The 22,614-nt window shown below is 50.2% G+C and carries 21 protein-coding genes; 7 read left to right on the forward strand and 14 right to left on the reverse strand.

Going from position 1 to position 22,614, the window contains the following annotated elements; genetic code table 11:
- Positions 1–17: 17 nt before the first annotated feature.
- The 3 genes from AB1E22_RS14305 (at position 18) to AB1E22_RS14315 (ending at position 1,945) form a co-directional block, all read left to right on the forward strand.
- Entirely contained in the window at positions 18–632 is a 615-nt protein-coding gene (locus tag AB1E22_RS14305) for a YczE/YyaS/YitT family protein (protein ID WP_367597380.1), read from the forward strand.
- 32 nt (positions 633–664) lie between these two features.
- Positions 665–1,495: a GNAT family N-acetyltransferase gene (locus AB1E22_RS14310; protein WP_367595904.1), complete on the forward strand. Its 831-nt coding sequence runs from the start codon at positions 665–667 to the stop codon at positions 1,493–1,495.
- 96 nt (positions 1,496–1,591) lie between these two features.
- Positions 1,592–1,945 carry a DUF1428 domain-containing protein gene (locus AB1E22_RS14315; RefSeq protein WP_367595905.1) on the forward strand — a complete coding sequence of 118 codons (354 nt, stop codon included), beginning with the start codon at positions 1,592–1,594 and terminating at the stop codon, positions 1,943–1,945.
- A gap of 87 nt (positions 1,946–2,032) precedes the next feature.
- Here the strand turns inward: AB1E22_RS14315 and norW are convergent, their stop codons facing one another.
- On the reverse strand, positions 2,033–3,166 hold the full coding sequence (norW, locus tag AB1E22_RS14320) for an NADH:flavorubredoxin reductase NorW (RefSeq protein WP_367595906.1): 1,134 nt from the start codon (positions 3,164–3,166) through the stop codon (positions 2,033–2,035).
- Complete coding sequence (gene norV, locus AB1E22_RS14325; RefSeq protein WP_367595907.1) at positions 3,163–4,608, reverse strand: anaerobic nitric oxide reductase flavorubredoxin; 1,446 nt, start codon at positions 4,606–4,608, stop codon at positions 3,163–3,165. The genes norW and norV overlap by 4 nt, the downstream gene beginning before the upstream one ends.
- Before the next feature lie 219 nt (positions 4,609–4,827).
- Here norV and norR point away from each other — a divergent pair, with 219 nt between their 5' ends.
- Positions 4,828–6,348 (forward strand): nitric oxide reductase transcriptional regulator NorR, encoded by a 1,521-nt coding sequence (norR, locus tag AB1E22_RS14330; RefSeq protein ID WP_367595909.1) that lies wholly within the window; start codon positions 4,828–4,830, stop codon positions 6,346–6,348.
- 3 nt (positions 6,349–6,351) lie between these two features.
- Here the strand turns inward: norR and AB1E22_RS14335 are convergent, their stop codons facing one another.
- A complete protein-coding gene (locus tag AB1E22_RS14335) occupies positions 6,352–7,932 on the reverse strand; it encodes an EAL domain-containing protein (RefSeq protein WP_367595910.1) in 1,581 nt (526 codons plus the stop codon).
- Positions 7,933–8,067: 135 nt separating this feature from the next.
- Between AB1E22_RS14335 and AB1E22_RS14340 the strand changes: the two genes are divergently transcribed.
- Positions 8,068–8,790, forward strand: a complete 723-nt coding sequence (locus tag AB1E22_RS14340) for a GntR family transcriptional regulator (RefSeq protein ID WP_367595911.1) — start codon at positions 8,068–8,070, stop codon at positions 8,788–8,790.
- Here the strand turns inward: AB1E22_RS14340 and AB1E22_RS14345 are convergent.
- Positions 8,778–9,977, reverse strand: coding sequence for an enolase C-terminal domain-like protein (locus AB1E22_RS14345; RefSeq protein WP_367595912.1), 1,200 nt, complete (start codon positions 9,975–9,977; stop codon positions 8,778–8,780). The two genes, AB1E22_RS14340 and AB1E22_RS14345, sit on opposite strands and share 13 nt — an antisense overlap.
- 283 nt (positions 9,978–10,260) lie before the next feature.
- Between AB1E22_RS14345 and AB1E22_RS14350 the strand changes: the two genes are divergently transcribed.
- The gene (locus tag AB1E22_RS14350) at positions 10,261–11,637 is read left to right on the forward strand and encodes a PTS transporter subunit EIIC (protein ID WP_367595913.1); all 1,377 of its coding nucleotides are present in this window, start codon (positions 10,261–10,263) and stop codon (positions 11,635–11,637) included.
- 176 nt (positions 11,638–11,813) lie between these two features.
- Here the strand turns inward: AB1E22_RS14350 and AB1E22_RS14355 are convergent, their stop codons facing one another.
- From AB1E22_RS14355 to AB1E22_RS14370, 4 genes are read right to left on the reverse strand one after another with little or no spacing between them, the layout of a single operon-like run.
- A complete protein-coding gene (locus AB1E22_RS14355; RefSeq protein ID WP_367595914.1) occupies positions 11,814–12,485 on the reverse strand; it encodes a methionine ABC transporter permease in 672 nt (223 codons plus the stop codon).
- The gene (locus AB1E22_RS14360; protein WP_367595915.1) at positions 12,470–13,261 is read right to left on the reverse strand and encodes a methionine ABC transporter ATP-binding protein; all 792 of its coding nucleotides are present in this window, start codon (positions 13,259–13,261) and stop codon (positions 12,470–12,472) included. Before AB1E22_RS14360 ends, AB1E22_RS14355 begins: the two co-directional genes overlap by 16 nt.
- Entirely contained in the window at positions 13,258–14,067 is an 810-nt protein-coding gene (locus AB1E22_RS14365) for a MetQ/NlpA family ABC transporter substrate-binding protein (RefSeq protein WP_367595916.1), read from the reverse strand. Before AB1E22_RS14365 ends, AB1E22_RS14360 begins: the two co-directional genes overlap by 4 nt.
- A gap of 18 nt (positions 14,068–14,085) precedes the next feature.
- Positions 14,086–15,123, reverse strand: a complete 1,038-nt coding sequence (locus tag AB1E22_RS14370; RefSeq protein WP_367595917.1) for an isopenicillin N synthase family dioxygenase — start codon at positions 15,121–15,123, stop codon at positions 14,086–14,088.
- Between the two features lie 306 nt (positions 15,124–15,429).
- Between AB1E22_RS14370 and ykgO the strand changes: the two genes are divergently transcribed.
- Positions 15,430–15,570 (forward strand): type B 50S ribosomal protein L36, encoded by a 141-nt coding sequence (gene ykgO / locus AB1E22_RS14375; RefSeq protein ID WP_072011136.1) that lies wholly within the window; start codon positions 15,430–15,432, stop codon positions 15,568–15,570.
- A gap of 63 nt (positions 15,571–15,633) precedes the next feature.
- Here ykgO and AB1E22_RS14380 read toward each other — a convergent pair whose 3' ends face one another.
- From AB1E22_RS14380 to acrA, 6 genes are all read right to left on the reverse strand, one after another.
- Positions 15,634–16,092: a YlaC family protein gene (locus AB1E22_RS14380; RefSeq protein WP_367595918.1), complete on the reverse strand. Its 459-nt coding sequence runs from the start codon at positions 16,090–16,092 to the stop codon at positions 15,634–15,636.
- A 102-nt stretch (positions 16,093–16,194) separates the two neighbouring features.
- A complete protein-coding gene (gene maa / locus AB1E22_RS14385) occupies positions 16,195–16,761 on the reverse strand; it encodes a maltose O-acetyltransferase (RefSeq protein ID WP_367595919.1) in 567 nt (188 codons plus the stop codon).
- Positions 16,762–17,033: 272 nt separating this feature from the next.
- The gene (locus AB1E22_RS14390) at positions 17,034–17,252 is read right to left on the reverse strand and encodes an HHA domain-containing protein (protein ID WP_121265420.1); all 219 of its coding nucleotides are present in this window, start codon (positions 17,250–17,252) and stop codon (positions 17,034–17,036) included.
- 31 nt (positions 17,253–17,283) lie between these two features.
- Complete coding sequence (tomB, locus tag AB1E22_RS14395; protein WP_367595920.1) at positions 17,284–17,658, reverse strand: Hha toxicity modulator TomB; 375 nt, start codon at positions 17,656–17,658, stop codon at positions 17,284–17,286.
- A gap of 548 nt (positions 17,659–18,206) precedes the next feature.
- Positions 18,207–21,356, reverse strand: a complete 3,150-nt coding sequence (gene acrB / locus AB1E22_RS14400; protein ID WP_367595921.1) for a multidrug efflux RND transporter permease subunit AcrB — start codon at positions 21,354–21,356, stop codon at positions 18,207–18,209.
- 22 nt (positions 21,357–21,378) lie between these two features.
- Positions 21,379–22,578, reverse strand: a complete 1,200-nt coding sequence (gene acrA, locus AB1E22_RS14405) for a multidrug efflux RND transporter periplasmic adaptor subunit AcrA (RefSeq protein WP_367595922.1) — start codon at positions 22,576–22,578, stop codon at positions 21,379–21,381.
- Positions 22,579–22,614: the final 36 nt, after the last annotated feature.

Raw genomic sequence — 22,614 nt, forward strand, 5'->3', positions numbered from 1 at the left:
TGAGGTTAAAGATAATGATCGCTCGTCGCTTGCTGCAACTCTACACCGGGCTTGTGCTATACGGTGTTTCCACGGCTATGTTTGTGCGTGCCAATTTAGGTGCCGATCCCTGGAATGTGTTCCACCTTGGCGTTGCGCGGATATTCTCTTTGAATATTGGCATGGTGATGATTTTGGTTGGGGCGCTGGTGCTTTTGCTGTGGATCCCGCTGCGCCAGAAACCCGGTCTTGGCACGATAAGCAATGTTATTGTGCTGGGTCTTGCCGCCGATGCCGCGTTGGCGTTAATGCCGCCGCTTGAGTCGCTGGTTGCCCGCAGCTTCTTGTTATTCTGCGCAATTTTAGTGAATGCGATCGCGACCGGGATGTACATCGGGGCGGGTTTTGGCTCCGGCCCGCGTGACGGTTTAATGACCGGCATTAACGCCCGTACCGGCTGGTCAGTGCGCAGCGTGCGCACGGCGATTGAAGTCACGGTCTTACTGGCCGGTTGGTTGATGGGCGGCACATTTGGCGTGGGTACGGTGCTTTACGCGCTGGCTATTGGCCCGCTGATTCAGTTCTTTTTACCCTGGTTCCGCATTCAAAAACAGGCACAAAAAAACCTGGTTGAACCGACAATCGTGCCCTAAGGTTGAAGCCAAAACCCATGATGGATGAGGTAATGATGAACAGCACGGTCATCAGTAAAGCGGCGGCGCACTGGAGTAGTCATCAGCTAGCGGACATTCTCTCTTACTGTTTTGAAGGATATCTGGTTTCGTTCACCATTGATGGCGAAACGTTTGCCTCGCGTTTTGGGGCTGAAGACATCAGTCTTAATGACAGTAAAGTCTGGGTGCAGGACGGGGAGCCGAAAGCGCTGGCGGTTATCACCCGTCGGGGGCAAAGCAGCCGCCTGGGCGCGTTTGCGATTCGTCCGGAATTGCGCGGGCAGGGATTGGGTAAACAGTTTATGCGCCAGCTCATTGATGAAGCGCGTGCGCGTGGCGACCGAAATATGTGGCTGGAAGTGATTGTCGGGAACGATAGCGGGCAGGCGCTGTATGAGCGGATGGGATTTGTTTGCCAGCAGACGCTGGTTGGGTTTCATGCCACGGGCTCTACGCAGTTTCGTGAAACCGGCGAACTGCTGGAAATCGACCCGCTCACTATGGCTAAAAAAATGCTGGTCGATACCCATTTGCGGCTACCGTGGTTAAGTACGGCTGAAACCCTCTATAAACTACCGGGCAAAGCGTTTGTGCTTAATGATGTGGCTTACGCGATGATTATTCCGGTTCCTCATTCCCGGCAATTCCGGTTGCGCATGTTGTATGTTGATCCTGCGGCCCGTGGCAGAGGTCATGCCAAAGAGCTGCTTATCCAGTTGCAAGAACGCTTCCCCGGCCTTTCAACCGCTACGGCAATTCCTGAACAGATCGCGCCCCTTTTTCTGAGTAGCGGCTACCGTCAGGATCCCGTTACGCAATATGAAATGCTGCTTAAATTCTAAGTAAGCACTTTTCGTTCTTAACGACTAAACTTATCAATCGCAATCATCACGGGTGGAAATTATCTGCCCGTTCTCCTCACTTCGTGGAGGTTCACAATGAACTACGTTGATGGTTTTGTGGTTGCTGTACCGGCAGAAAATAAAGAGGCATATAAGCAGTTGGCTGCGAAAGCGGCACCGTTGTTTAAAGAATTTGGTGCATTACGCGTCGTGGAGTGCTGGGCGAATGATGTGCCCGACGGGAAGCTCACCGATTTTCGTATGGCGGTAAAAGCCGAAGAAAATGAAGAGGTTGTCTTTAGCTGGATTGAATATCCGTCAAAAGAAGTGCGTGACGAGGCTAATGCCAAAATGATGTCTGACCCGCGCATGAAAGAGTTTGGCGAATCCATGCCGTTTGATGGCAAACGCATGATTTATGGCGGCTTTGCGCCAATTCTGGATGAATGATTGGTGGCGGGCAAGGTCACCCTCACCCAGACCCGCTCCCTGAGGGTTAGGAGGAGAAGGTTAGGGTGAGGGTGATTGATTCAAAATCTACAGCACTAATTCCCGCAGCAAACCAAACGCCAGTTTCATATGCGCTTCACTGACAATAAATCCCCGCAACTGCTGTGCTTCATCAAAACCTTTAGCAATCAGACCCTGCGGATCTGCGGTGATTTGCCAGCTTAAATCCGCGCGCTGCGTTTCGCCTGCCAGATGCAACGGCAGTTCAGGGGTTTTCACCTTGACCAGCATTGCTGGAAGTGCCAGACCATCGGCGGCACCGAGTAGATTTTTAGCAAGCGTCATGGCACTAAACTGAATCGGCTGCAGGAACGGCAGCACTTTGCCGTCGATTTCTGCGCAATCGCCTAATGCGTAGATATTTTCATCCGACGACTGCAACTGACGGTTAACCTGAATACCGCGATTCACCGAAAGCCCGGCATGCTGCGCCAGCCCAACGTTTGGACGCAGGCCGATAGCCGCAACCACCGCATCAACTTCAACAATTCGTCCGTTGCTCAGAGTTGCGCTGACGCCCTGTTGCGTTTTAGCCAGGGACTCAAGGCGCTGATTAAACAGCAGCTCGACGCCCATTTGATTCAGGCGATGCTGAAGGCGACTGCTCACCTCTGCAGGCATCAGCGAGGCGAGCAGGCTTGAGGAGTTATCCACCACAATCACCTGTTTACCCGCGCGGCAGAAGTCCATCGCCAGCTCCGTACCAATCAGGCCGCCACCTAAAATCATCACGCGCTTCGCATCACGCAGTGACGATTCACAGGCCAGGTACTCCTGCTGGCTGTTTAGCGTCAGCATCAGCTCTTTGCCTGGGATTGGCGGAAGCAGAGCGCTTGAGCCGGTTGCCAGAACCAGTTTGTCGTAGGAGAACTGCTGTTCGCCACATTTAACCACGCGTTCACGTGGGTTGATGTCCGACACCCAGGTATTGGCGTTTAGCGTCAGATTAAACTGTTCAGCAAACTCCCCGGCACGCTGCCGGGTGAGGTCTTCTGCACGTTGATTAAGGCTGATAACGTGGCTGAGATCGGGCTTGTTGTACTCATCCATGCTATCAGCGGCAATCATGCGCACAGGAACCTGGGCGTCATGTTTACGGATGTTTTTCACCAACTGGCGGGCGGCGAAGCCCGAGCCAATGATTACAATGCCATGATTCATTTTGCCTCCGTAGCCAACACGTCAAATACGTCTTTACCGAGTGAGCATTCCGGGCACAGGAAATTATCAGGTACGTCGCTCCACGGTGTGCCAGGTGCTACATCTTGCATAGGTTCGCCGGTTTTTGGATCGTAGATCCACTGGCAAACGCTGCACTGCATGCTTGGACCAAAGTCTGCGCAGGTTTTAACTTCTGCAACGGTTTCCTGAGGTGCTGCTGCTTCCACCGTTGCCGCTGGCAGCGGTGTCAGAGCCCATTGGCGAGCAATTTCACGACCGTGCGCGCGGCAGATTTCCAGCGCGTCGCCATCCGGACGCCATTTGGCTTTCAGGCTCAGAGACATTTCAAAGCCAGCATCTTGCAAACGTGTAGACAAACGGTCTACCGCCCCGCCGCTCCAGCCGTGGGAACCAAATGCGCTACCGCGTTTGTTGCGAAAACGCAGGCCGGTCATCTCTTCAACCAGACCAGCAATTTTCGGCATCATCACGTTATTCATGGTTGAAGTACCTACCAGCACGCCTTTAGAGCGGAATACGTTGGTCAGAACTTCGTTTTTATCGCTGCGGGCGACGTTAAAGATTTTCACCGCGACACGTGGATCAACTTCGGTGATGCCCTGCGCGATGGCGTCCGCCATCATGCGGGTGTTGTTGGACATGGTGTCGTAGAAAATCGTGATGCGATCTTCCTGATAATCCGCAGCCCATTTCAGATACAGTTCAACGATTTGCGTTGGGTTTTCGCGCCATACCACACCGTGAGAGGTGGCAATCATATCCACTGGCAGATTAAAACCGAGGATTTCGGTAATTTTTGGCGTTACCAGGCGGCTGAACGGTGTCAGAATGTTGGCGTAATAGCGTTGGCACTGTTCGAACAGTTCGCCCTGATCCACTTCGTCATTAAACAGGTGTTCGTCGCAGTAGTGCTGACCAAAGGCGTCGTTACTGAACAGTACTGCGTCGCCGGTCATGTAAGTCATCATGCTGTCAGGCCAGTGCAGCATTGGGGTTTCAACGAAGATCAGTTGTTTACCGTTACCGATGTCCAGGCTGTCACCGGTTTTCACCACGTTGAAGTTCCATTCTGGATGGTGGTGGTGACCGTTGATAGAATCCACGCCGTTTGCGGTGCAGTAAATGGGTGTGTTCGGAATGTGGGACATCAGCTCGGAAAGCGCACCCGCGTGGTCTTCTTCCGCATGGTTGATGATGATGTAATCGATTTTGTTCAGATCGATTTCACGTGCCAGGTTCTGAACAAACTCGCGGCTAAATTTATGATCGACGGTGTCGATCAGCACATTTTTTTCTTCCTGAATCAAATAGCTGTTATAGCTGCTTCCGCGCAATGTTTTGTATTCGGTACCGTGAAAATCGCGTACTTCCCAGTCACGTTGACCAACCCATTGAATGTTGTTTTTAACTAAAATAGCCATTTGTCAGTACCTCAAAAAGAAATTAAAAAATGATGCTCGTACCTGACATAATACAAATGGCGTGCCAACTTTTTATTTTATTGATTTATAACGATTTTTAAAAACAACGGTCAAATGGGGTTGTCAAAAAGACAGTCTCAAATAATGTCAATTTAACAATGTCATTGTCTTTTTGACTATCGAAAGCTAGAGTGATTGCCTCTCTTTCTGGAGCTTTTTATGAGTCTTTCAATTACCTCCCTTGCCAATATTGCCATTGACCTGCAAAGCGGTATTTCTCATCAGGACCGATTTGCCCGTTTGATACGTACGCTGCGCCAGCTTTTAGGCAGCGACGCTACGGCGTTACTGCGTTATGAATCGCGTCAGTTTCGCCCGCTGGCTATAGATGGCCTGGCGGCCGATGTGCTGGGGCGGCGTTTTGATCTCGACGAACATCCGCGCCTGGAAGCCATTGCTCGTGCGGGGGACGTGGTGCGGTTCCCGGCGCAGAGTGAATTGCCCGATCCTTACGATGGCCTGATCCCCGACCATACCGATCTGAAAGTCCATGCCTGCCTGGGCCTGCCACTGTTTGCCGATCAGAACCTGATCGGGGCGCTCACGGTGGATGGTATGGACCCCGCGCAGTTCGACCATTTCAGTGATGAAGAATTGCGGTTAATCAGCGTATTAGCTGCGGGGGCGCTAAATAATGCCTTGCTAATGGAACAGCTCGAGAATCAAACCTCTGCGGTTACTGCCGCACCGATCATGGCCAAAACAGGCAGCGGCGAAATGGTCGGGTTGTCTGCGGGAATTATGCAGCTCAAGAAAGAGATAGAAATTGTTGCGGGTTCCGATCTGAACGTGCTGATCACCGGGGAAACCGGCGTGGGCAAAGAGCTGGTGGCGCGTGCGATTCACAGTGGTTCGGCCCGTGGGGCAAATCCGCTGGTCTATCTAAACTGCGCAGCACTACCGGAAAGCGTGGCGGAGAGCGAACTGTTTGGCCACGTAAAAGGGGCATTTACCGGCGCGATTCACCACCGAACCGGAAAGTTTGAAATGGCGGATAACGGCACACTCTTTTTGGATGAAATAGGGGAGTTGCCTTTAACCCTGCAAGCCAAACTGCTGCGGGTTTTGCAGTATGGCGATATTCAGCGTGTGGGCGATGACAGCAGCCAGCGTGTAAATGTCCGCGTGCTGGCGGCGACAAACCGCGATCTTAAACAGCACGTGCTGGCTGGCGAATTTCGCGCCGATTTATTCCACCGTTTAAGTGTATTTCCGCTGCACGTCCCGCCGTTGCGCGAGCGTGGGGATGACATCATCTTACTGGCTGGCTTTTTTTGCGAACAAAGCCGCGTAAAAATGGGTTTGAAGCAGGTTTCTTTGAGCGATGGCGCACGGGAATTACTGCGTCGTTACGACTGGCCGGGTAATATTCGCGAGCTGGAACATGCGCTTTATCGCGCCACGGTACTGGCTCGTTCAGGAAAGCCGGATGGCGAAATTTGGCTTCAGCCGCAACATTTCCAGCTCGCGGAAGCAGACGTTAAACCTGCGAATCCAAACCAGCAGGACGCCCCGCTGCCGTTAATTGATAATTTGCGTATCGCCACCGATGATTTCCAGCGCCAGATAATTACCCGCGCGCTAGCGGACAACAATGGAAACTGGGCGGCAACCGCGCGGCAGTTGCAACTTGATGTCGCGAATTTGCACCGCCTCGCCAAACGGTTGGCGGTGAAATAGCCCTCAGGGTTTATTTTGCGCTTTTAATCCCGAACGGCGGTCATTCGCCACCCACGCTATAAACTCCTGTTTTGCCAGGGCCTTACTGAAAAGCCAGCCCTGGCCGTACTGCACGCCTTGCTTACGCAGCCATGTGGCCTGGCCGGGCGTTTCAATGCCTTCGGCCACCATTAAAACACCCAGCGAATTTGCCATTTCAATAATGTGCGGCGTAACGTTTTTATATTCGAGCGCATCGACGAACGACTTGTCGATTTTAAGAATATCAATGTCCAGATCCTGCAAATAGCTGAGGCTTGAATAACCCGTACCAAAATCATCGATGTAGACGGGATGCCCGGCTTCACGATATTGCGCGATCATCGGAGCGGTGATTTTAGGATCGGCGAAACCGCGTTCGGTAATTTCTAAGGCGATTTGTCCCGGTTTAACGGAATAACGGGTCAGATAAGGCGCAATGACTTCAAGAATATGCAGGCTGTGCACATCACGTGCACCAAGATTAACCGAAATATGGAAGTCTGGGTGCTGGTGAAGCCACTCGCCTAGCTCAAGGAAAATAAGCTCAATGACCAGTTCAGTTAATTGCGTGACCAGCCCCGTTTGCTCCGCTAAAGGAATAAACACGTCCGGACTGAGCATGGAACCATCTTGTTGCTGCCAGCGGATTAAGGCTTCAGCGCCGACGCATTTGCTATTTTGCAGTTGCACGATGGGTTGATAGACCACACTGATTTCACGATTTTTGATCGCATCCATTAAACGATTTTGCGGCGATAACAGCCTGCGCAGGATACGAATTAAAAATCCACCAAATGCGAGGCTTATCAGCAGACCAACCGGTAGCCAAATAAATAATTGTTGATACCAGGCCGTCGTCAATGGCGTGGTAGAGGCCCAGACAATCATTGCCAGGCCAAGGTCATTGTCTCGACGAATAACGTAGAGATTATTGTCGCTTTCAAACTCTTCTAAACCTTGCTCCAGCGGCTCGCGCCACTCTTCAGAAACATACTGATTATTGCTGACGATAATCAGTTTCTTATTCAGACCGACCATAACAATATTGAGCGTGTAATTCCCCCAGGGGAGCACATCGATAAATGATATTGGATCGAGCAGGGCGAGATGGTTTTGTTTGCCGACATAGACCATTTTGCGTGGAAAACCGCGCAGCAGAGGTGTGCTATACCATGCATTAAAACCATGTGGGCCGTACCTGTCAGGCTTACCAAGTGTTTCGTTGTGGGTAAATGTTTCCAGCGAACTACAAAGAATGCGGTTATTTTGCTGGAACATCACTTCCTGCACATAGCGATATTCAAGCGCCACGCGGTGCATCGCTTCAGCGTGCGCAGGTGAGCAGGTATCATCTTTAAACCGGTTAATATCATCAATGGCGAAAATAGCCTGATCGACAACTTCCCCAGTGCGCTGCAGAGCTTGCTCGGCAAACTCTCCGAGTTCGTCATGAAATACCTGTTCGGCCTTGCGGTGCGCAAAATAGACGCTTAATAAAATGGGCAGTAAAACTGCTACCACAAGTACACCGCTGACCAGGTTGACGAGTTTTCGGGATGTCATTCTTTGTGACCCAGTGAGTGGTGAATTTTTATAAAAGATTAATGAGGTTAGTCTATCCCACCTGAACGTGGGATTATACCCGTCATATTTTAAGTGATGGCGAAAGAGTGCTAAAGCGCGTCTGGTGGGCAATACATGAAGAAAAAAGAGTTTGTTATCCAGGATCTGTTGAGCAAAATTTACCAGCATAACGATTCACAACGACGTAAATTGCCGCCTGAACGCCAGCTTGCGGTGGAATATGATGTTTCGCGTTTCACTATTCGCAAAGCGTTAGAAAAACTGGTGAGTATCGGCGTCATTGAGATTATTCAGGGTTCCGGTATTTGGATTAATCCGCAGGCGCGTAATAATCCGCTGGTTTATAACTCCATCACCGAGAAGCGTTTTGACCAGATGGCTTTTCGCATGGTGAACTTACATAAAAAATTACCCAGTCGTGAAGAGCAGCAGGTATTTGGCCTGGGGGCCGAGGAGTATATTTGGCAGTTTTGCCGGGTGCGTTATGTGGATGCTCAAAAGGTACAAATTGAAACCTCGCGCATGCCGGTGCAGGATTTCCCCGATCTTAACCAACAGGTAATTGAACGCTCTATTCAACAATATGTGCTCGGAAAAGGATTGCGGATTTCGCATTTGCTCACCAGCTATCAGGCTGTTGCGGTGAATAAAGAGCAGGCGGCGCTGCTGGAGTGTAAAAAAGGTATCCCGGCGATGCACATCATCAACCGGGGGATCCTCGAAGGGGGTCGGGTGTTTGAAATTAGCGATATCATTGATATCAATTATTCATGCACCTATGTTATCCCTTTTAATCACGACAACCTTGCCTGGCGCCAGAGTAATCAAGGGGTGTGAATCGCCCCGTTCGGCAAACGGCTTTGTGTCCATTCATGCGGGCGATATTCCACCGGGAAGGCTTCCGCTTTTTGTTGGTCGAAGCCAACGCCAATTCCGGGCCTTTCCAGCGGATAAATATAGCCTTGTTCGGCCACCGGTGCGCCGGGAAATACCGATTCGGTATTTGGTTTATTCGGGATAAACTCCTGAATCGCGGCGTTATGAAGGTGGATATTTAAATGGGTATTCACCGCAACACCAATCGGCGTCATATCACCGGGGCCGTGCCAGGCAAGACGAACGCCGAAAGCCTGGCAAAGAATGGCGAGTTTAAGCGCAGGCGTAATCCCGCCAATTTGTGATACGTGGCAGCGGATAAAATCGATCCGGCGATTTACTATCAAATCATGCCATTCCGCCGGGTTATTAAATAGCTCGCCCGTGGCGAGTGGAACGGATGAATGCGCGCGAACCTGTTCTAACCAGGCGCTTTGCTGTGGCGGTAAAATATCTTCGATAAACCACGGCTGATACGGCTCAAGCGCTTTTGCCAGTTGTACCGCCTGCTGGGGGAATAAGCGCTCATGCACGTCGTGAAGAATATGGAACTGATTGCCGTATTTTTCCCGCAAGGCCTTAAACATGGCTACGGTATTCGCCATATATTCATCCTGATCGTAATAGGCACCGGCAGTTGGCGATTTAGTGGCATGTAAGCCCTGCGGTGTGCCGCCGTAAAATCCTAACTGGCAGCGGATGTAGCGGTACCCTTGCGTCAGAAGTTTATCCACTTCCAGATACAACCCTTCCAGCGTTTCACTGGCGGCGTGGCTGTAGGCGGCAATCGCGTCTTTCGATTTCCCCCCGAAAAGCTGATACAGCGGCATTCCGGCAAGCTGGCCCTTGATATCCCAAAGCGCCATATCCACCCCGGCGATGGCATTGTTGATAACCGGGCCGTTGCGCCAGTAGGCATTGACCGTCATCATCTGCCATAAATCTTCAATGTTGTTCGCATCACGCCCGATGAGCAGGGGTTTGAGATATTCATCGACCATGGTTTTTACCGCCAGCGGACGCTGCTGGAAGGTGGCGCAGCCGAGCCCCGTCACGCCTTTATCGGTAGTGACACGCACGGTAATCAGGTTGTGCCGATCGGGGCGCGTAATAAAACATTCAATATTTTTAATAAGTGTTGGGTTCACGAGATAACTCCACAGACCGTGAGATAACAGGCTTCTGTTATTTACTATCACCTTATTTTTGAGGGTGGGTAAATCATTTTTTTTGCTTATTTTTATTGGTCAGAAAAAATCGCATTGTGAAAGTAAAAACCATACCAATTTGGGTTGTTGTGATGTTTTTGGGCTTTCTTGTCGGCTAACTGTGATGGCGTTCAAAGTTTATTGGTTTGTTTTCGTGTGTACGATTCCCTACCATGCGTTGGCATTCAACACATAATAATTAGCCATTCTTTGGGAGTGACAGATGGGGACTCGTGATGCCATTAATAATATTATTAACCTTGTAGGTGGTGCGGATAATATTAGTAAAGCCTGGCACTGTATGACGCGCTTGCGTTTCTCTTTGGTTGATGAAAATAAAATTGATCAATCGGCGATCAAAAAAATACCCGGCGTATTAGGGGCGCAAATTCAGAGCGATCAATTCCAGATTATTATTGGCCCGCAGGTAAATACCTGGTACGAACAATTGACGACGGCGCTGGGAGGTTCTGCGGCGCAACCTGCTGCGGGTAGCCAGAAGAGCGCGCGTAAAAGCTTGGTGTCGATGTTTATGGATACCGTGTCGGGCGTATTTGGGCCGATTGTTCCCGCTATTGCGGGTGCCGGGATGATTAAAGGCCTGCTGGCCGGTTTAATTGCTTTAAAAGTGGTTTCTGCGAAAAGCGATACGGTTATCGTTATCGACCTGATTGCCAGCGGCGTGTTCTATTTTTTACCGTTCTTTCTCGCCATCTCCGCCGCACGTATTTTTAAAACCAATGAATATCTGGCCGCGGCGGTGGCCGCGTGTTTGATGTATCCGTCGCTGATTGAAGCGGCGAAAGCCCTCGCAAGCCATGCGCCGGATGCGGTTGATGCATTCTATTTTCTGAATGTGATCCCGGTTTCGGTGTTCAACTACGCCTCAAGCGTTATTCCGGTCATCTTCTCGGTTCTGGCGCTCAGTTATATCCACCGTTGGGTGGACAGATTTATGCCTGACGTGCTGAAAACGGTATTCACGCCGACACTGACGCTGTTCATTGCCGCGTTAGTGGCGTTGGTGGTGATTGGGCCGCTGGGAATTTATCTGGGTAAAGCACTGGCGTGGTTTATCGAAGGGTTATTTGGTGTTTCGGCGAGCTTTGCGGGCCTGGTCGTCGGGGCGATTCGTCCGGTGGCGATTTTAACCGGCATGCATCACGCCATGACGCCAATCGCCCTGCAAAACTTTACCGATCGCGGCTACGACATGCTGATGCCGATGATGTTTATGGCGAATATGGCGATTGCGGGTTCCACTTTCGCTATCTGGAGGCAAAGCAAATCACGCGAAGAGCGTGCGGTGGTTTTGCCTGCGGCAATTTCAGCTCTGTTAGGCATTACCGAACCGGCACTGTTTGGTGTACTGACGCGCTATAAGAAAGCCTTTATTGCCGCCACGGTAGCCAGTTCCATTGCTTCCGCGTTTATTGCCTTCTTCGGCGTGCGTTTGTATGGCTATATTTTGTCGAGCATTTTTAGTTTACCGGCATATATCGGGCCGTATTTTATCTTTGCTCTGATGGGCGTTGCGCTGGCGTTGGGGTTGTCGTTTACGTTGACTACCGTGCTGGTGCGTGAAAGAACGTTGAAGTGAAGTTTTTGGATTTGGATTTGGATTTGGATGTCAAATGTCGGGTGGCGCTGCGCTTACCCGACCTACGCGCTGTTGACCCCACCCCAACCCTCCCCTGACAAGGTGAGGGAGGTTTATCCGACCCACGCGCCGGGTTTTGTAGGGTGGATAAGCGATAGCGCCATCCACCATTTTTATTAACGTCGGTGCGCCAGACGGCGTACCAGACGATCGCCAACACTTTGTACCAGTTGTACCATCGCGACCAGAATCACCACGGTGCCGATCATCACCTGATCGTTGAATCGCTGATAACCGTAGCGAATCGCCAGGTCACCTAATCCCCCGCCGCCAATCACCCCGGCCATCGATGAAAAGCCAATCAACATGACGACGGTGAGCGTGATCCCCGCCAGCAGCGCCGGGAGTGCTTCAGGTAACAGCACTTTGCCGATGATATGCCAGACATTTCCACCCATAGACAGAATGGCTTCGATACGGCCTTTATCGACTTCATCTAGCGCATTTTCAACAACGCGGGCAAAGAACGGGAAAGCGCCAATCGTAATGGGAACCACCGCCGCCGTACTGCCAAGCGTGGTGCCGATGATAATGCGGGTGAAGGGGATCAGCGCAATCAACAGCACGATAAACGGCAGCGATCGCCCAACGTTCACAATGCTGCCGATAACCTGATTAAAAACAGGAGCAGGTAAAACGCCATCGCGGCGGGTGAGAAACAGTAGCACGCCCAACGGCAAGCCGATTATCACCGTAAACAGTGCGGCAAGGCCGACCATGTACAATGTGTCCAGCGTGCCATCAAGTAGCAATGGCCATAAATCTTCCCAGGCTAAGCGACTTCGCATAACACTCTCCCTGAAACGCCGATGCGGCGTAAAAATGCTTTTTCTGCTTCGTTGCCCGGAAGTAACGCCTGGCGCAGACGGGAATAAGGTTTAACCAGTAATTCAGACAGCGCACCGCTCTCTACAAGCCTGCCGTTTTCCAGCAGCGCCGCGTGGTCGCAGATAGCTTTCACCACTTCCAACTGATGAGTGATCAGCACGATGGTGACGCCCAGTTTGCGGTTGATGTCCATTAACAGCGCCAGCACGGAGGCCGTGGTTTCACTGTCCAGCGCGCTGGTCGCTTCGTCACAAAGCAGCACATCAGGATGGGCTGCCAGGGCTCGTGCAATACCCACACGCTGCTTTTGCCCGCCGGAAAGCTGGGACGGAAATGCCTGGGCTTTATCGCTCAGCCCCACTAATTCGAGCAGTTCAGCAATGCGGGCCTGGCGCACGTCACGTGGCTGTCCGGCGATTTCCAGCGGCACGGCAATATTGTCGGCCACATTGCGGGCGTGAATCAGATTGAAATGCTGGAAGACCATGCCGGTGCGCTGGCGGTGTAGCCGCAATTCACGATGATTAAGGGTAGTGATATCCACGTCATGCATCAGGATACGGCCCGACGTGGGCCGCTCCAGCAGGTTAAGGCAGCGGATCAAGGTGCTTTTCCCGGCACCGCTGCGCCCGAGAATGCCGTAGATTGCGCCATCCGGCACCGTCAGTGAGACATCATCCAGTGCCGGTTGGCCTCCTCCGGCATACACTTTGCTCAGCCGCTCAAGGGTGATCATGATTGTGGTGTAGCAACCGGGATCACGGAGCCGTTGAACTGCTTGCGAATAAAGTCGGCAACCTGCGGGGATTGCAGATCTTTCGCCAGCTCCTTGATGCGCGGGTCGTTAGCCAGATTCGGGTTGGTGACCAGAATATTGGCGTACGGGTTATGGGTAGCGCTTTCCAGCCCCAGCGCATCTTTCGATGGCGTTAAACCGGCCTCCAGCGCGTAGTTTCCGTTAATCACAGCCAGATCCACATCATCCAGGGATCGCGGCAACTGCGGCGCTTCGATTTCGATAATTTTCAGCTTCTTCGGATTGCTGGCGATGTCTTTCGGCGTGGCCTGGTTTGTGGCGGCGTCTTTAAATTCGGCCTTCAGGGTAATCAGCCCTTTGTCCTGCAACAGATAGAGCGCCCGGCTCAGGTTGGTGACATTGTTCGGCAACGCGATAGTGGCATTTTCCGGGACGGATTTAAGGTCTTTATATTTGTGCGAATAAATCCCCAGCGGTTCGATATGCACCGTTGCGGCAACGGTGAATTTTTTCCCCAGCGCTTTTTCCTGATCTTGCAGATAAGGCACGTGCTGGAAATAGTTGGCGTCAACGTCGCCGTTTGCCAGGAGTTCGTTTGCATTCACGCCGTTACTGAGCTCAACGATTTTTAATTTCAGATTCGGATCGAGTTTTTGCACAAAGGCGAGGATCTCCGCGTGCGGAACCGGATCGGCTGCGATACGTAATGTTTCGGCGGCCTGAGCGCTGAAAGCCAGAGTCAAAGACAGCGCGATCCCTGCCAGTTTAAAAGAGGCATTTTTCATGGTGTTTTCCTTCAAAGTTTAAGCGATGAGTTCAGTGCTGTTACGCAAGACATCCGGGTAATAACGTTCCGCTACGTCAGGATGTGAACGCAGACGGCCTTTCAGGTAATTCCAACCGACATCACGCAGTAGCGGATTGTGCGGGTCGCTTTCCGGGCCATGAGCCTGTTGCGCAAGCTGTGGCGGAAGTGCGTAAATCGGGACGACGGCATCTAATTGTGCGCCGAGGAAAAATGCTACCGACTGGCGTTCCTGACCGGGCGGAGGGGAGACCACGCGGTGTACCGTGGCACGTAAATATCCATTGGTTGCCAGCTCCAGCAACTCACCGATATTCACCACAAAACTGCCGGGTAAAGGGGCGGCATCTATCCAGTTGTCAGGCGTGACTTCGACCTGCAAACCTTGCTGCTGATCTTGTAGCAAGAAGCTCAGGAAGCCGGAATCTTTGTGGGCGCCCACACCCTGATTTCCTTCAGTAGCCTGCTGACCTGGGTAACGAATCAGTTTGATATGTTCGTTAGGCTTATTGCCATACAGGTTATCGAAGCTGTTTGCCGGAAGCTCCAGCGCTTGCGCAAAAGTGCGCAACAGTTTCAAAGCGACCGCCGTCATTTCGCGCTGGAATTGCAGCAGAGTCGGTTTGAGCGTGGGTAATGAATCAGGCCAGAGATTAGGTCCTTGCAAACGCAACCAGCCGGGTTGCGATTCATTGACCGAAAGTGCAGGGCGTTCAGCGCCAATATCAAACTGTTCGCGCCAGTCTGGTTTCCCGCGGGTGAGTTCGCTGGCAGCGCGGTTGTAACCACGAAAATGGGGGGAGTGAATCATCGCAACTTTTTGTTTTTCTTCATCTGGCAAAGAGAAAAACTGTTGGGCTTCATCCTGAACGGCCTGTTGCAGTTCGGGGCTAATTCCATGATTGATCAAGTAGAAGAAACCGATATCCCGAGCAGCGTGGCGTAATTGCTCCAGAAACGCAGCGCGATCGGTGGCTGTACCTTCAAGGGCTAAAAGATCGAGTATTGGCAAGGCTTGGGTCGTTGTTCTGCTCATTTTGAACTCCGCATAATTCAGATTTTTTTTCGAAACGTTCTGATTTTTTTGCCCAACAATATGTTTCACAACGACAGCGCTGACTCATGATTTATCCCTTTTGGAATGATGTGGATTTCGTTGAAATTACATTGCCGTAACTGCGGCATGCAGCCCAATATTGTTATCTTCTAAGTTATGGCTGGAGCAGGTTCTAAGCTTTTGCAGAATTTGGATTTGCCGGTTTCTGCTTGCCTTTTACGCGTTTCTCTTTTATTTTGTTGTTATGTTATATTGTAACAATTAATAGAAATAAAAGAGGCTTAAATGAAGGTATTAAATTCGTTACGGAGCGCGAAACAACGTCACCCGGATTGCCAGATCGTAAAACGCAAAGGGCGGCTGTATGTGATTTGCAAAAGTAACCCGCGGTTTAAAGCGGTGCAGGGCAGGAAGAAGCGGCGTTAAAACAAGGGTAGATGAAGGGCAGCGGTCGGGTTTCGCTAACGCTAACCCGACCTGCAAGCAGGGTTATGCGCGGCCTAAAGAGAAGATGTCGTAAAAAGAGAGTTCGCCTTTCGTCGTTATCATTTTATGCAGCAGCGATTTTTGTTGTTCATCCACCTTTGGGGAATGGAGGATTTTCTCGATTAATGTCGCAGGCACGTTGCGCGTGTTGTACCACTCGCCGTTATAGCAAACGCGTAAATCCAGCACATCGATATCATCGTAGCGATAGCGCGGATTCACATCGAAAAAGAAGAAACCGTTCAATAGAGCAAACAGCACGACCAATAACCAGACCGAACCCGCCAACGTGTCCGATTCCAGCATTACCCATAGCGTGGCAAACCAGCCAATCCACATTCCGACAAACAACCCCGGATGTTTGCGAATAAAGCTGATGCTAAAACGCGGGCGATTATCGCGTTTTTCTTCGGCATTAAGTTGCTCGATGGTATCGGTGAGCAGACGCTGAATTTCAGTCATGATGGGCCTTCTGAACGGGAACGCGACAGGCGGAGAACTGTTATTTTAAGAAGCCCTGAGAGGGTAAAAAAGTAACAGTTCTGCCAAAAAAAACCATAACAGTTACTGAGCGGCAGCGGGAACCATTTTAATTAACCGCGCCGGGTTTCCTGCCACTACCGAATTTGCCGGAATATCTTTGGTGACCACCGAGCCTGCGCCAATCACCACGTTATCGCCAATCGTTACGCCTGGGTTTATCACCGCCCGCCCGCCAATCCAGACGTTATGGCCGATGGTAACGGGTTTGCCAAATTCCACACCGCTATTGCGGGTTTCGGCATCCAGTGGATGGGTTGCGGTATAAATATGAACGCCTGGCGCCAGCATGCAATTATCGCCGATATAAACGGGGCAAACATCGAGAATCACACAGTCAAAATTAGCGTAGAAGTTTTTGCCGAGGAAAATATTGTAGCCATAATCGCAGCGAAACGACGGTTCAATATATGCGTCCTGGCTTTGGCCTAACAGTTGCGCAAGTAATTCCGTTCGTACGGCCTTTTCATCAGGGCCTGTGTGATTAAAGCGGTGAATCAAATGACGCGCTTTAATACGGTCTTCACGAAGTTCCTGGTCGGCAGGGCGATAGAGTTCACCTGCGATCATTTTGTTTTTTTCTTCACTCATGGCGATGCCTTTAATCAATAAACAGGACACCAGTTACCCTAAGCGATTAGCGTGTTATTAATGAGAGCGCTCTTTCATTTTGTGACGTGAATCACGCAGTTATATTCAGTAATGCAATTACCGATAACCGGAATCAGTCCATAGGCGCGAAGAGCACCGTGTGTCACGCACAACTGCGCTTTTCAAGACCACACTATTCACCACACTATTTAGTGACGATAGGAATCACAGTGTGAATTGAGTGCCGTTTGAAGTAATAACTGAGTGAGGGTTTAGCGAATAAATTTCCATACAGAAGGTGGTATTTTATCGTAAAGCTTATTCATGGTCAGTTCTGCCAGACGGTGGTCTGCTGCTGAATAAAATACCGCCAATTCATTATCTGATAATTCGTATTTATTCTTTTCAATCACGCGCTCTAATGTATCAATTGTTTGGCAACGTCGCAGGCGCATCAAATAATCGGTCTTGGTTAATGGTTTTGTTGTCATAAAATCACCTTTATACATCTTGTAATAGTTCTTAGAAGGAGAGGCTTACAGGGTTAGCGCGGCTCTCTGAAACGAAACATCGGAATAATCGGTTTCCGGACTTACGCCATTTCTGTAAGTCTTGGGCATTGATGCCGTAGTTACTGAAAAGCATAAATGTATCGTCTAAATATTCATCAATCTGTTCAATCAATTTACTCTCATCATCGTACTTAATTTTGTAATTAAGTGCGAAGGCAGCTATATGCTCAATCAATTCATTTAACTGCAAGTTAATGGCTGAAGTAGGATCATTAACCCAACCATGATTACTCTCTCCAAGGTTGGCAAGGCAATCATGATACAGGTTTTCGCAGAGAAATTTAAGCTGCGCTATATCATGCCGTTTTGGTGAGTATTCGTCCATAATGCAGCCCCTTTTATCGAAGAAATTTGATAAACACAACGCGTTGGGGTGGACACACCTGGATGAGGTGGGGATCGGTACAACGATTATTCCATATGCTTTTACTATAAATCAATCTCCCCCAGATTTCCTTCCACTATTACGAAAAATTACATTTACAGCAAAGCATTTTACTCTAACGCAATGTTTATTAAGACTTTCACGTTTTTCAAAAGATTGTTCCTATAAATTAACTTATAACAGATTGTTGAGAAATAGTTTATTTTCAAACAGTTAATTTTTTGTTACAGCGCTTAATGATTTTATCTCCAGGAAATAAATATCAGGTTCAGAATAATCCTAATAAATAAGTAGAGCTGTAATCTTTTTTACCTGTAATTTAAGAAATATCTTGTCATGATATTCTGGGTTTCTTAGCCTTTTTTAGCAACATCCTGACACGTATCGTCGAAAAAATCAGCGCCCATAGTTATTCATTAATATGACAAATATGGATTAAAGATATAAAAAAGGCCGCTTGCGCGGCCTTTAGATTGTCGTATCAAGACTTACTTGTGATGCTCAACTGCGTGAGTGTGCTCGATATCTTCATTCTTACGACTGAAGCGACGGCGAACCACGACGAAGAACACCGGTACGAAGAAGATAGCCAGGATCGTCGCTGTCACCATCCCGCCCATTACGCCCGTACCTACGGCGTTCTGTGCACCGGAGCCAGCACCGGTGCTGATTACCAGCGGCATTACCCCGAGGATAAATGCCAGCGATGTCATCAGAATCGGACGCAGACGCATACGAACGGCTTCCAGCGTCGCTTCGATTAAGCCTTTACCCTCTTTTTCCATCAGGTCTTTGGCGAATTCTACGATAAGTATCGCGTTCTTCGCCGACAAGCCAATGGTTGTCAGCAGGCCTACCTGGAAGTACACGTCGTTAGTCAGACCACGGAATGTTGCGGCAAGCAGGGCGCCAACAACCCCCAATGGAACCACCAACATGACCGAGAATGGAATTGACCAGCTCTCGTAAAGCGCTGCCAGACACAGGAATACCACTATCAGGGAAATGGCATACAGGGCAGGGGCCTGGTTTCCAGACAGACGTTCCTGATATGACATGCCCGTCCAGTCATAGCCGATACCGGTAGGCAGTTTGCTGGCCAGGTCTTCCATCATGTTCATTGCTTCACCGGTACTTTTACCAGGTGCAGCCTGACCAAGGATTTCCATGGAAGGCAAGCCGTTGTAACGTTCCAGACGCGGGGAGCCATATTCCCAGTGCGCAGAAGAGAACGCAGAGAATGGCACCATTTGCCCGGAAGAGCCGCGAACATACCAGTTATTGATATCCGCTGGCAGCATACGGAATGGCGCATCAGCCATCAGGTAAACTTTCTTCACGCGACCACGGTCGATGAAGTCGTTCACATAGCTACCACCCCATGCGGCACCCAGCGTGGTGTTGATATCGCTAATAGAAACACCCAGCGCCTGCGCTTTTTCCTGGTCGATATCAACTTTAAACTGCGGCGTATCTTCCAGACCGTTTGGACGCACGCCCACTAACAGCTCAGGGTGTTTAGCAATTTCACCAAACAGTTGGTTACGCGCCTGGGTCAGCTTCTCGTGCCCAAGGTTTGCCTGGTCAATCAACTGGAAGTCGAAGCCCGTTGCCGTACCTAGTTCAACAATCGCTGGCAGGTTAAATGCAAAGACCATTGCGTCTTTGATTTTCGAGAATTCGCCGCTGGCGCGTTGTGTAATCGCCCCGACTTTATTCTCTTCACCTGGACGTTCATCCCAGTTTTTCAAGGAGACGAAGGCTAAACCGGTGTTCTGCCCACGACCCGCAAAGCCGAAGCCGTTAACGGTAAATACCGAGTTAACGTTAGCTTTTTCTTTTTCCAGGTAATATTTGGTCACATCATCAAGAACGGCTTGTGTACGCTCTTGTGTGGCACCCGCAGGCAACTGCGCCATGGTCAGGAACACGCCCTGGTCTTCATCTGGCAAGAAGGAACTTGGCAGACGAATAAACAGGAAGGCCATGCCAACCACAATCAGAAGATACAACAGCAGGTAACGACCGGTGCTACGCAAAATGTTACCGACGCTGTCGGTATAGTGATGCGTGCTCTTGTCGAACATGTTGTTAAACCAGCCGAAGAAGCCTTTCTTCTCGTGGTGTTCGCCTTTCGCAATGGGTTTGAGCATGGTGGCGCAAAGCGCTGGCGTAAGGATCATCGCGACCAGTACCGAAAGCACCATTGCCGATACGATGGTAATGGAGAACTGACGATAAATAGCCCCTGTGGAACCGCCGAAGAATGCCATCGGGATAAATACCGCTGACAGAACCATTGCGATACCCACCAAAGCGCCCTGAATCTGCTCCATGGATTTACGTGTGGCTTCTTTCGGTGGCAATCCTTCTTCCACCATCACACGCTCAACGTTTTCGACCACCACGATGGCGTCATCTACCAGCAGGCCTATCGCAAGCACCATCCCGAACATCGTTAGGGTGTTTATCGAATAGCCAAATATGGCAAGGATGGCAAACGTCCCAAGCAGTACCACCGGCACGGCAATCGTTGGAATCAGTGTGGCGCGGAAGTTCTGCAAGAACAGATACATTACCAGGAACACCAGCACGATCGCTTCAACGAGGGTTTTTACTACCTCTTTAATGGAGATTTTAACGAATGGCGTGGTGTCATACGGATAAACCACTTTCAAACCTGCCGGGAAGAACGGCTGTAGTTTTTCCACGGTGGCACGTACCGCATTTGCGGTGTCCAGGGCGTTAGCACCGGTTGCCAGTTTGATACCCAAACCTGATGCAGGCTGGCCGTTATAACGTGCGATAACGTCGTAGTTCTCGCCGCCCAGTTCAACTTTTGCCACATCTTTGAGCAGAACGCGTGAGCCATCCAGATTCACTTTCAGCAAAATTTTGCTGAATTCATCGGCAGATTTTAGACGGGTCTGCGCAATGATAGAGGCGTTAAGTTGCTGGCCTTTCACTGGCGGAGTACCGCCTAACTGACCTGCCGCAACCTGGGCGTTCTGCGCTTTGATAGCGGTAATAACATCAACCGGCGTAAGCTGGAAGTTGTTAAGTTTGTTGGGATCCATCCAGATACGCATCGCGTACTGCGCACCGAATAGCTGCACGTCACCCACGCCGGTTGTACGGCTGATTGGGTCTTTAATGGTTGCGCCAACGTAATCTGAAATATCTTCCTGCGTCATGGAACCATCGGTATTGATCATACCGAGAACCATCAGGAAGCTACTGGAAGATTTCTCAACGCTAACACCTTGCTGTTGTACTTCTTGCGGTAATAGCGGCATGGCCAGTTGCAGTTTGTTCTGCACCTGAACCTGCGCGATATCGGCATCAGTACCGGAGTTAAAGGTGATGGTAATTTGAACAGTACCAGAAGAATCACTGGTAGAAGACATGTACAGCAGGTTGTCGATGCCGTTCATGTTCTGTTCGATTACCTGCGTAACGGTATCCTGTACCGTTTTCGCATCCGCACCCGGATAGGTCGCTGTGATCGAGATTGCCGGTGGCGCAATAGTTGGATACTGCGCGATCGGTAATTTCATGATCGCAAGCCCGCCCGCCAACATAATAATGATGGCGATTACCCAGGCAAAAATCGGGCGATCGATAAAAAACTTAGCCATGTCTTAACGGCTCCTGTTTAAGTTAAGACTTCGTTTGTTCAGACTGTGCGCCAGCGGCTGCTTGATCTTGGCCTTTATTTTCTGCCGCCACTTCCTGCACTTTCACCTGAACACCGGGTTTCACTTTTTGCAAACCGGTTACAATAACGCGATCGCCATCCTTCAACCCGCTGGTTACCAGCCATTTATCGCCGATAGCTTGTGAAGCGGTTAGCTCGCGAACTTCCACTTTGTCATCTTTGCCTACAACCATCGCTGAAGCATCACCGCGCGGTGTACGAGTCACACCTTGCTGCGGTACTAACAGTGCGTTTGGATTCGTTCCTTCTTCCAACTGTGCACGAACAAACATGCCCGGCAGCAGGGTTTTATCTGGATTTGGGAAGATAGCGCGCAGAGTGATAGACCCGGTGGTCTGGTCAACTGTCACATCAGAGAACTCTAAAGAGCCTTCCTGCGGGAAAGTGATACCGTCATTGGTGACTAATTTGACTTTAGCTTTACCGTTTTCTTGCTTCAGTTTGCCTTCCGCAAGTTCTTGCTTGAGACGCAAGAAATCATTGCTGGACTGGGTCACATCAACATAAATCGGGTCGAGCTGTTGCACGGTTGCCAATGCAGCAGACTGCCCGCTGGTGACCAGCGCGCCTTCTGTTACAGAAGACTTACCGATGCGTCCGCTAATCGGGGAGGTAACTTTGGTATAAGCCAGGTTAATGCGGGCAGACTCAACCGCCGCTTTAGCCGCAACGACAGAAGCATTTGCCTGTTGAGAATCGGCAAGTGCTGTGTCGTAGTCTTGTTGACTGATGTACTTAGTACCCAAAAGTTTCTGATAACGTTTAAGCGTTAGCTGAGCAATATTTGCACTAGCCTGTGCTTTCGCGAGGTCGCCTTTAGCGCTGTCATAAGCGGCCTGGTAAGTAGCAGGATCGATTTGATACAGCGAAACGCCCGCTTTAATTTCACTTCCTTCTTCAAAGTTGCGTTTCAGAATAATACCGCTGACCTGGGGGCGAACTTCTGCAATACGATAAGCACTGGTACGGCCTGGAAGCTCTGTGGTTATCTGCAAAGGAGCACTTTTCAAAGTTACCACACCCACTTCCGGGGTATGCGGCGCACTCTGTTGTGTCTCTTTGTCATTACATCCTGTAAGCACTAAGCTGCCTGAGAGCATCAGAACGGCCGCCAGAGGCGTAAACCCTCTGTTTTTGTTCATATGTAAACCTCGAGTGTCCGATTTCAAAGTTGTTCA

The sequence above is a fragment of the Buttiauxella gaviniae genome (genome assembly GCF_040786275.1).
Classification (GTDB): Bacteria; Pseudomonadota; Gammaproteobacteria; order Enterobacterales; family Enterobacteriaceae; genus Buttiauxella; species Buttiauxella gaviniae_A.